This is a genomic window from Bradyrhizobium sp. SRL28 (genome assembly GCF_018596315.1).
Classification (GTDB): Bacteria; Pseudomonadota; Alphaproteobacteria; order Rhizobiales; family Xanthobacteraceae; genus Bradyrhizobium.
The window spans coordinates 1-10,408 of sequence record NZ_JAHEAG010000096.1 but is presented as its reverse complement, the minus strand read 5'-3'; the positions used below and the strand labels follow the sequence as shown (position 1 = coordinate 10,408).

Here is a 10,408-nt window from a genome sequence, read left to right as displayed (position 1 = left end):
GGTCGCGCACAAAACCTGCGCATTCTCCCAATCAAACGCCGAATTATTGAATTACGAGCGCCTAAATTAGAGAACCTCGGTTTCAGGGGCCGGTAATATTTGCGCAAAAGATGGAGATAGTCTGAGCCTGAGAGCGGACTATCTTGCGGATACACTGCAGGAGGTGATCGTTGCGGCCCTCACGTGCTTCGCCCAACTCTCGAAGGTCCGCCGCGCTCGACCGTATAAAATAATGCGCGCAACAATCTATTTGTGCTTTGCAGGGTAGAACGTCATGAACAAACAGGATCCGGCCGGCCATTCACACCGTGGCCTGAGCCGACGCTCACTACTTCAGTCAACGGCGGGGTTACTAAGCATACCGTTCGTCGTCAAAGCCACCACAGCTTGGGCGCAGGAAAAGCTCGCTGGCAGCAGTGGCGAAGTCGTAGTTTACAGCTATGGTGGCTCGTTTACAGAAGGCGCGCGGCGATATGTTTTCGATCCATTCACGAAGGCGACCGGCATCAAAGTCGTGGACGTGGTGGCCGATTACGCTGAACCACAAATAAAGGCGATGTCTCGCGCCGGCAGAGTCGATTGGGACACCGCCTATCTAATAGCAACGAACTATCCGGCAATGCACGAAGCCGGGATGTTCGAGCCAATCGATTACAGTCTCTGGGATCAAGAGTCGCTCGCAGGCACGCCGCCGCACACTCGTCTCGAGGACGCAGTCGTGAGCTACAGTGCAGCTGCGGGGCTCGCCTATGATCAACGCGCTTTTCCGAAGGGCGGCCCGCAAAACTGGGTGGATTTCTGGGACGTCAAGAAGTTCCCGGGACCACGGGGGCTCTTCGCTTCCCAAGGTAAGATAACCATCCAGTTTGCGCTGCTCGCCGGCGGTGTCGCTCGCACGGATATCTGGCCGCTGACGGACGACAAGATTGACCGGGCGCTGAAGAAGCTCGACGAGATCAAGCCGCACATTACCAAGTGGTCGAGCTCCGGCGGAGAACCGACGCAACTCCTGATCAACCGAGAGTACGCGATGGCCGCCGCGGGCGACGGCCGTGTCATCAGCGCGATCAGCCAGGGCGCGCCGATCAAGTTTGTCTGGGACGGGGCCTACCTCAGCGACCAGTACCTAACGATTCTGAAGGGTGGCCCCAACACCGCGAACGCGCAAAAGCTGATCGCCTTCTTGAACCGCGCGCAGATTGCGGCCGGGTGGACACAGGGCACCGGCTACCCCGGGCCAAACAAAAATCAGCTCAAGTATCTACCAGCCGACTTGGTCCCGCAGGTCAACGTAAATCCCGAGAACGGTTCGAAGTGCATCCGCGCGGACGCAGCTTGGCTCGCGGCCAAACGCCCGGACGGCAAGACCAATGAAGATCACATCCAGGAGCGGTGGCTGGCATGGCGGGCAGGATGAACTCCATAGCAATCGACGGCCGGCTGGAGTCCTCGCGGACTTCGCCATTGGCCCGCCCACACGGTGGGCCTGGTTGCTGCTGCCCGGAAGCATCTTCCTCACGGTGCTTTTTTGTGGTGGCGCTCGCGGAGATTCTGTTGCTTTCACTTGGGATGCCAAACAGGACGATGGCATTTCCTACGCATAGGCAGTACCCCTGAGCGGCTGCGGAAAGACCACTCTCACGAGAATGGTGGCGGGGTTAATCAAGCCTACAAGCGGCGATACTCTGATCCGAAGGGGTCAATGAGCCGCCGAGAACGGCTACAAACTCGTTTAAGGCCACACTCGATCGCTCAGTTTTTGAAGGCACCTATTTAATTCATGAGCTATGGCTCGAGGATGGCTGCGTACTAGCGTCAACAGAGCCAGCCAGCGGGCCGGCATCTCCCGCCTAAAGCGGGAAGTCAGGTCTGGCTTGTATAGACCCGGCAGGATTGCCAGTTCCTCGTCGACTGAATGAAACGTCGCCTTTCCGCCAATCGGTAGTGAGAGGAAACCGCTCCGTTTCGGTTGTTTTCTGCGAAATCTGAAAGCTGCAAGCGCTCTGGAAACTCCAGTCAGAAGCACGCTCTGCACGCTTCTGGACAAGGTTGCGCTACCGCAGCAATGCGGGCCGGATCACTCCGCACCAACGGATAGTAGGAGAGGGACACGACTGAGAATTGGCTAAACTGAGAGGTCTTTTCAATAATCGCGCCATCTAAAGTTCCAGTTGACCGCCGGCCTGGGGCCGTTCAGGAATCGAAGTTTGAAGGCAGAGGCGCAACTTGTGTAGAATGTCATTGTCCACTATCGCGGGCCTGGGGGAGCACAGCGCGTCGCATTGAAACGGAACGCATCGGGGACGAGTTCGTTCAAGTCGAGCTGGTGCCGAACGTCGTGACGCTCCCGCCGGCGTGAGACCGCAATGGGATTTGTTGCGCCGGTCTCGTTATCGGCGCTCTATGCATTGTGTGAGTGGCCACTAAATCTGCCCGTGTGATGTGATCCCCGGCGCTTCTGGAGGTGATGCAGATGCAGCCGCTATGGATATCGATCACACACGACCACGGAGGGCTTTCGCCTGTAGCCGTTCGCACATGGGCGCTGATCGGCGCGCTCGCCAATCTTGCCTTTGTTGGACTGGTACAATTTTGTTCTTGAGTCGAACTCGCCGCCAACTTGACTTCCGAGATTGGCGAGATGGACCACGAATAAACAGCTGATGATCAGTCCTCGAATCTAGATTTGACGAAGGGTTCTCTGGCCGTGGACAAATGTCGCTCCATTATGCCAGTTGTTTCGCGTTGAAGGCAGACAGAATAGGGTGGCCTACATTCGATCCGTCCCCGCTTCGCGCGTTTTCTGAGAAACCTAAGTGCCGCCGCTTCGTCAGAGTCAAACTCGTGTGCCTCGTGTCCGCACATGCCGCGAGAGTTGGCTTTGTCGACCCGCACTTTACGTGCAGGCATGGTGCTGCGGCAAAAAATGCGGGGGTCTATCCACCCAAGGCCGATAGGAGGCGAGAATGCGCAACAGCTCCCATGGTTGCCATCGCGGTTCAGTAAAGTACTGCGCGATATGCGGCGGACGGTTCGGGCTGATCCCTACTACTGCTGGCGAACAGTCCTCTGCTCCAAAAAGTGCGTAGACCGCTTCAAGGCGCGGCGGGAGGCCGACCATAAATGGCTTCGCTGGTCGCCGGCGGCCCAATAGACGCGTGAAGAATGGCATGGAAAAATCAAATGAAAGAGACGTCGGCAACAATCATTGACTTCAATGCTTACAGGACGAACAGGCGTGCTGCGGTTGAGCTGTCACGCGACGATGTTCGTTCGTCTGCGCCCTATAGCGCGCTCGGGCCCTTCTGGCTCTTTTGGCCTTTCCTGGCCTGGATGCCGTTTGGTCTGCTCAATCTGCTCGCGGCGGAGCAGGAGCCTTTGTGAGTAATCCTCGAGACCCAGTGGTGGGCGCTGCTGAGAGAACACAGGTCTTCTTTACTTGCCTGCATCTGACACCGGACCGCAGCAAAATGACGGTCTAGACTGTTGGAGCGCCGCACCCGCCTTAATCGTGCCGGATGCGCACGCGGTGTTCCGCTGCTTGAGCGAGGTCGCGGGCGGGCTTGCGAGGGTGGCTGCCGGGACTGCGCTGAAGCGGTATGCAGCAGAAAGGGGCCGCTGACCGCTGGCATGTCTGACATTGAGCCTTTCCGGATTCCTGCGATTGGATGGGGCGCTATCGGTACGCATGCCGGACGCGTGGTGGTCGGTGGGGCGGGCCGGCACGCGGCGACCGTCGCGCGGCTGCGCCAGGCCGGCTTCGTGCTGATCGGGCGCACCAATATGACCGAGTTCGCCTATTCCGGCATCAGCATCAATCCGCATTTCGGCACGCCGATGGGTGCCTGAAATCGCGCCGAGGGTCATGTGCCCGGCGGCTCCTCGTCGGGCGCCGCGGTCTGCGTGCTAGATGACATGGGGCATGGCGCGCTCGGCACCGATACTGGCGGGTCGTGCCGGCTTCCGGCTGCCTACGATGGCATCGTCGGCTACAAGCGGACGATGCGCCGTGTGCCGCTCGATGGCACGGTGCCGCTCTCGTTCTCGCTCGACAGCATTGGCCCGGTGGCGCGATCGGTCAGTTGCTCTGCCATACTCGACGCGGTGCTCGCGAACGAGCCGGTCACGCCGCTGAAGCCGCGTCCGGTGCAGGGCATGTGGCTCGCGGTGCCGACCACAATTGCGCTCGACGACCGCGACGCGCCGGTCGCGCAGACCTTTGAGCGATCGCTCACGACGCTCGCCAATCACGGCGCGATCATCGAGCGCGTCGAGATGGCGGAATTCCATGACATTGGCCCAATGAACGCCAAAGGTGGCTTTGCCGCGTCGGAAAGCTATGCCTTGCACTGCTACCTCATCACTGCCAAGGGCGACGTCTATGACCCCCTCGTGTCTCGGTTCGCATTATGCGTGGTGAGGCGCAGAGCGAAGCCGACTACATCGATCTCCTCAATGAGCGGCGCTCGCTGATCAAGCGGGTCAATGCGCGGCTTGCGCCCTACGACGCGCTGGTGCTGCCGACGATGGCGAACACGCCGCCGAAGATTGCCGATCTCGCCGACGACAAGGCGTTCACCACGGCCAATCTGAAGTCGCTGCGCAACTGCACCCTGATCAACATGATCGATGGCTGCGCAATCTCCCTGCCCGCGCACCGGGAGGGCGAGGTTCTCGTCGGCCTGATGCAGGCCGTCAGCGCCGACCAGACCCGCTACCATCCGGTAAGAAGTGGCCGTGACGCAATCCGGGTCGGGAATATCGTCTTACGCCTTAGACCCTGCCGTATTTCTCGCCTAGACCACAAAGACCGAATCCTCATTGAGATAGGCGGCCGCCAGTGGCGATTCAGGAAGCAGTTGCGCGGGCGAATGGATAAGGATGCCGATCATCTCGCGCTGTTGAATCGCGTTCTCGACCTTGGCCAGCCTCTCCCCATACTCTGCAAGCGGAAGTGCCAAATTCCTTCCCCGCCACGGCTTCCCCTCCGTGCCGTGATCGAATTTAGGCAGTTCAGAGCGGTTATGTCTTATTGCGTCATAGCAGGCACGTCTTTAATTTTCATGTCAAGAAAAATTGTAGTGGTGTAGAGCGAAAAAGTTGTCCAATAGAACAATTGTGCCTCAAATTGCTTTTTCATTGAAGGTCGAGGGTCCCAGTGAAACGGCGCAGCTGCGATACGAAGTCAGTGCATTTGCGGGAGAGATGAGATGGACGCTAGGTCCGACGATGAGAACGCAATCAATGGCTTAATTGGGAGACGCTTGCGCGAGGCTCGGAAGGCCAGGAACCTGAGTCTCGAAAACCTGGCCGGCAAGGTTGGGATGTCAGTGTCGCAGCTCTCGAAGCTGGAAAGGGGAAAGGCGGCGACTTCTATCGCCGCTTTGGTACGTCTCGGCCTCGAACTGGATCGCCCAGCGCAATATTTTCTCCAGCGCGATTCTGAAATGCCGCGCTGCCTGGGTACGCTTGTTCCCTCTTGGGACCCTGAAGGCAGAGCTATCGAAATGTTCGCTTCTCTTGTCAGCGAAAAAACAGGATCTGATCTCACGCTCTCCGTTTTCCCGGCCGCGCAACTTGGTCCCGCCGAGACCCAGGTTCGGGCGCTCGTTAATGGAGTTATTGATATTTTTGTCGAAAGTCTGAGTTTCTTTCAGCAGTATTCCGATCCGCTAAAACTGGCCTCACTGCCATTCTGCTTCGAGGACGAAGCGCATCTCGAAAAATTCTCGGAGAGTACACTGTTCGATCGAGAAGTAAGGAAAGTGCTTCGAAGCAACTCCGTAGAACTCTTGAATCCAAAGTTAAAATGGAAACGGGGACCATCACTCGTTCTGCTCTCGAAGACTCCTATACTCCATCCTGATGATCTGAGCCGTATAGTCATACGTTGCCCAGAAAACGATACCATGTTTCGATATCTGGAGATCATGGGGTGTCGGCCTGTTGTTGTTCCGTGGAACGATGTGGGCGATGCCTTCCAGGCGGGTAAATTCACAGCGATCATCACCAACCTTAGCCATGTTGTGAGCATGCGATTTACGCGGTTTGCAACGTTCATGACAGCTTTGGACTATCGGCCGCTTGATTTGACCTTCGCAATGAATCTTCAACGATACCAGATTCTGGCTCCCTACGTTCAGGCGGGGTTGGAGCAGGCCGCTCTGGAGGCTGCAGAATTTTGTTCGAATCTCCTCGGCCACACCCGTGATCTCCTGCCGGCCTTGTTGGAGGAAGATGGCGCCGTTTTATGCAACGTTGGAGTAAAGGCTTGGCGAATGAAATCTCGACAGGTCTTCGCAGAGATGGAGAGGGCTGGGGTATGGCGCGAGGGTCTTGTCAAGGAGCTAGGTGATCTCGCAGCACCGTAGAGCCAATCGCCGTGATTCTTGAGGAGTTTCTGCTTCTTGTCGAAGTTTCGCTGTCGCTTGACTCAGAGCGGCGTTGTTACCTCAACTTGAAGAACTGCCCCTTCAAAGTTTTCGAATCACGCAGCCATCGAAGCTTTGGCCATCTAGCATCGGATCATCGCATACTGGGTGCCTGAGCTCGACCTGATGTAGAGGTAAAGATGACCATTGAGCTGCGTAACACATTCGCAACTCGGATATGCTTCGCACTGCAGCCGCACGCTCGTCTGGCCGATCTTGACACTCACGCCCGGGCGATCAGCGCTCTGTTTCTGCAAAGTGGCGCACGCCAGAAGCAAGACTTTTTTGCCTCGTATACATGCGCAGATGCTTGGAAAGCCGACGCCGACCCCGCCTCACGTGAGGCTGCGGCTGAAAATTTGGAAAGGCCAAAACTTAGCCTTCACGATCAACTGGCGAGCAGCCCTAACTCATCGTCGGCATCACGAACTCGGCGCCGGCCCGAATACCTGTTGGCCACCGCGTCGTGATAGTTTTCAATTTGGTATAAAATCGAACTCCTTCGGAGCCGTGCATGTGGTGATCGCCGAAGAGAGATGCTTTCCAGCCCCCGAACGAATGAAAGGCCATCGGGACCGGGATTGGAACGTTAATGCCCACCATGCCCACTTGAATTTGATGGGCGAATTCCCGGGCGGCATCGCCGTCTCTGGTGAATATGGCGGTGCCGTTGCCGAACTCGTGTTTGTTGATCATGCCGGCCGCGTCATCGTAGGAGTTGGCTCGAACAATCGCGAGCACGGGACCAAAAATCTCTTCGCGATAGATTTTCATGTCTGTCGTCACTCGGTCGAAGAGCGTTCCCCCGATGAAATTGCCATTCTCATAGCCTTGGCGCTTGAACTCGCGTCCGTCGACCACGAGTATCGCGCCCTCGGCAGCCCCGGCGTCGATATAAGCGCGAACTTTATCGAGATGTTGTTTGGTCACCAGCGGTCCCATTTCCGCATCCGGATCACTGCCGGGGCCGATATTCAGTGCGCGTACCTTCGGTGCCAGTTTTTGGATGAGACTTTCTGCCGTCGTGTCGCCGATCGGGACGGCAACCGAAATCGCCATGCAGCGCTCGCCCGCCGAGCCGTACGCGGCCCCCATGAGCGCATCAACTGCCTGATCCATATTGGCATCCGGCATGATGATCATGTGGTTCTTGGCGCCGCCGAGCGCCTGGCAACGCTTGTCATGACGCGTCGCGGTCTCGTAGATGTAGCGGGCAATGGGCGTCGAACCGACGAAACTCACGGCCGCAACATCGGGATGGGTGATAAGTGCGTCAACCGCCTCCTTGTCGCCGTGAACAACGTTGAATACTCCGCGAGGTAGTCCCGCTTCCTCAAGCCATTTCGCGAGGATCAGAGAAGCCGACGGATCGCGCTCGGACGGCTTGAGAACGAAGGTATTTCCGCAGGCGAGTGCGACCGGGAACATCCACATTGGGACCATCACCGGAAAATTAAATGGCGTGATCCCCGCGACAACGCCCAACGGCTGCCGCAGAGAATGGCTGTCGACCCGCGTGCCGACATTCTCCGTGATCTCGCCCTTCAGGAGATGCGGTGCGCCAGTTGCGAACTCCACCACTTCCATTCCGCGTTGGATCTCTCCCTTAGCGTCAGATAGGATCTTGCCATGTTCGGCGGTGATGATTTGGGCGAGCTCATCGATCCGGTCCTCAAGAAGCCGCAAGAAGCGGTTGAGAATGCGCGCACGCCGGAGCGGAGGCGTGTCGGCCCAAGCCGGAAAGGCCGCCCGGGCCGCAACGACTGCAGATCGCACGTCCTCGGCCGAAGCCAAGCCGAGCGTTCCAGATTGTTCGCCAGTTGCGGGGTTGAACACGGGCGAGGTTCTGGCTCCTCGACTTTGCACCACTTTACCGTTGATGAAATTCAAAATGGTCGCGGACATCGTTGCGCTCCTCGGTCGAATGCATGATCGCGATTGACATTGAGCACATAAATCTGCGTATCAACCGTAGAATCCGCGGCATCGTTGTGCAGAAAGTATAGTCGATGGATTGGGAACAGGTTCGAATATTCCTGGAAGTCGCGCGTGCCGGGCAGATCTTGAAAGCAGCGAAGCATTTGAGGCTCAATCATGCGACAGTCGCCCGTCAACTCACCGCATTGGAGAAGGGCCTCAACGTCAAGCTGCTTGAGCGTCGCACGTCCGGCTCGACGCTCACAGCGGCCGGCGAGGCCTTGGTGGCAGCGGCGGAGCGCGCCGAGAGCGAATTTCTTAAAGTCGGCGGGAGCATCGGAAGAGCCAACGAAGCGATTACTGGCACGGTGCGCGTTGGAGCTCCGGATGGATTGGGCAACTATTTTCTGGCGGACCGTTTGGGAGCGCTTGCCGCCAGACACCCTGGCCTCGTCATCCAGCTCGTGCCGCTCCCCCGCACCTTTTCATTGTCACGGCGGGAGGCAGATGTCGCAATTACCCTCGAACCGCCGAAGCAAGGACGACTGATCCTGTCGAAACTGACCAACTACACGCTTAGCGTCTACGCGGCCGAAAGCTATTTGTCGCGCGAAGGCTCGATCGGAAGTCAATCCGAACTGGCGGGTCGGCTGTTCGTCACGCATGTGGAGGATTTCGTGTATAGCCGCGCGCTGGACTACGCGTCGGCGCTTGGCCGGCTGATGTCGCGCCGGTACGAGTGCGGAAGCGTGGTCGCCCAGATGGAGGCCGTGCGAAGCGGCCACGGCATCGGCGTTTTGCACGACTATGCTGCCCGGCGTTATCCGGAGCTGCGACGCCTGCTCCCTGACGTGCGGTTCGTACGAAGCTACTGGCTCACCTCGCATCCCGATACGCACGAAACGCGGCGAGTTCAAGAAGTTCACCGCTTCATAGTAGCGTCAGTAAAAGCGGTCAGATCCAGCTTCGAATCGAACTGACCTGTCACTGCGCGAGCTTGGTATGCCAGCACGTAACTGCTTCGTTCCGGCATGACCACCGGGCAAATAAATTACATTGATTTCGAAATCCTGAACTAGCACGTAGTGAGGCGCTGCTGTTCGGCGTCAAGAGCGAACTGAGGGGCAATGAGCTTTGTGCCTGCAACGACAGGCAACCAGGATTGCTTGGGAAAAGCAGTCCGAGACGCGCTACGTATTTCTCGTGGGACACGTTTGTAGATCTATCAACGGACATCAATTCACTGGTATCATGCTGCGAACTTCTTGTGGGCTCGACAATAGCCCGCCTGCATCCTGCGACTATCTGGTCAATTTTGCACAAAACATGCGAAAGAGGCACCAAAGTCGCCGACCAGCAACGCAAGAAATTGATTATGGATTGTTCGCTCTCGGCATTCAGAGACGACTAATCATCTAGCGACACTCATGTTTCCGCAAGCTTGGAGTTATCGAGGGGTGATCGACTACCTTATCTCGATGCTCCTTCACTAGCCCTTTGGGCGTTTCCTCCCTCACTTGGCCGCGCGCAATATTCGCGCGGCCTTTTTCTTGGATCAACAATCGACCCGATTCTACTTACAGGATTCGACAGGGTTCGAACGCAGAAAAACGGATACGGCGCGGGCTGACTTACAAAGGCGTTGAATCACGGCACGCGCGGGAAGATCCGCCGAGATGACGTTTGGACCGAGATGCGTTCTGCGATCGCATTTGAAGCTCGGGGAACGGTTTCGGCGTTATTACCGGGCCAATGCACTTGGCATTACTGAGCCACAATTGATGATCTTGATGGCGCTGACGGACTTAGACAAAGACAACGGTTCTGGCAAACGTGGTTGCAAAATTGATGAACGTTGACCCATCTTTTGTCACGACACAATCGAAACTGCTGGAGAAAAAGGATTCCTGCGGTGCAACCCCTGCACCAGGGATGTCCGGGTCGTACACCTGTCGCTAACGGACAAGGCTTGCAAACGTCTGCGAGCATCGCCGCAAAACAGGAAGAACTCGATCAATTTGTCTTCGATGATCTCGGTGTTCAGGAATTGGGCAAGCTGG

General features: G+C 57.3%; 7 protein-coding genes and 1 pseudogene. 6 read left to right on the top strand and 2 right to left on the bottom strand.

Annotated elements, in window-relative coordinates; genetic code table 11:
- Positions 1 to 274: 274 nt before the first annotated feature.
- The 5 genes and pseudogenes from KIP88_RS44550 to dctP all read left to right on the top strand — a co-directional run bounded on the left by KIP88_RS44550 (position 275) and on the right by dctP (position 6,371).
- The gene (locus tag KIP88_RS44550) at positions 275 to 1,417 is read left to right on the top strand and encodes an ABC transporter substrate-binding protein (RefSeq protein WP_214494391.1); all 1,143 of its coding nucleotides are present in this window, start codon (positions 275 to 277) and stop codon (positions 1,415 to 1,417) included.
- A 196-nt stretch (positions 1,418 to 1,613) separates the two neighbouring features.
- The gene (locus KIP88_RS48895) at positions 1,614 to 1,706 is read left to right on the top strand and encodes an ATP-binding cassette domain-containing protein (RefSeq protein WP_374226608.1); all 93 of its coding nucleotides are present in this window, start codon (positions 1,614 to 1,616) and stop codon (positions 1,704 to 1,706) included.
- A gap of 1,477 nt (positions 1,707 to 3,183) precedes the next feature.
- Complete coding sequence (locus KIP88_RS44545) at positions 3,184 to 3,384, top strand: hypothetical protein (protein WP_214494389.1); 201 nt, start codon at positions 3,184 to 3,186, stop codon at positions 3,382 to 3,384.
- A gap of 330 nt (positions 3,385 to 3,714) precedes the next feature.
- A pseudogene (locus KIP88_RS44540) lies at positions 3,715 to 4,748 on the top strand (amidase); the annotation flags it as partial.
- Between the two features lie 462 nt (positions 4,749 to 5,210).
- Positions 5,211 to 6,371, top strand: a complete 1,161-nt coding sequence (gene dctP / locus KIP88_RS44535; RefSeq protein WP_214494388.1) for a TRAP transporter substrate-binding protein DctP — start codon at positions 5,211 to 5,213, stop codon at positions 6,369 to 6,371.
- A 465-nt stretch (positions 6,372 to 6,836) separates the two neighbouring features.
- On the opposite strand, the gene KIP88_RS44530 is transcribed toward dctP, so the two are convergent.
- Complete coding sequence (locus KIP88_RS44530) at positions 6,837 to 8,336, bottom strand: CoA-acylating methylmalonate-semialdehyde dehydrogenase (RefSeq protein WP_214494386.1); 1,500 nt, start codon at positions 8,334 to 8,336, stop codon at positions 6,837 to 6,839.
- A 104-nt stretch (positions 8,337 to 8,440) separates the two neighbouring features.
- On the opposite strand from KIP88_RS44530, the gene KIP88_RS44525 reads away from it, so the two are divergent.
- Positions 8,441 to 9,328: a LysR family transcriptional regulator gene (locus KIP88_RS44525; RefSeq protein ID WP_214494383.1), complete on the top strand. Its 888-nt coding sequence runs from the start codon at positions 8,441 to 8,443 to the stop codon at positions 9,326 to 9,328.
- An 890-nt stretch (positions 9,329 to 10,218) separates the two neighbouring features.
- Here KIP88_RS44525 and KIP88_RS44520 read toward each other — a convergent pair.
- The coding region (locus KIP88_RS44520; RefSeq protein WP_214494381.1) for a hypothetical protein at positions 10,219 to 10,408 on the bottom strand (190 nt) is incomplete at its 5' end.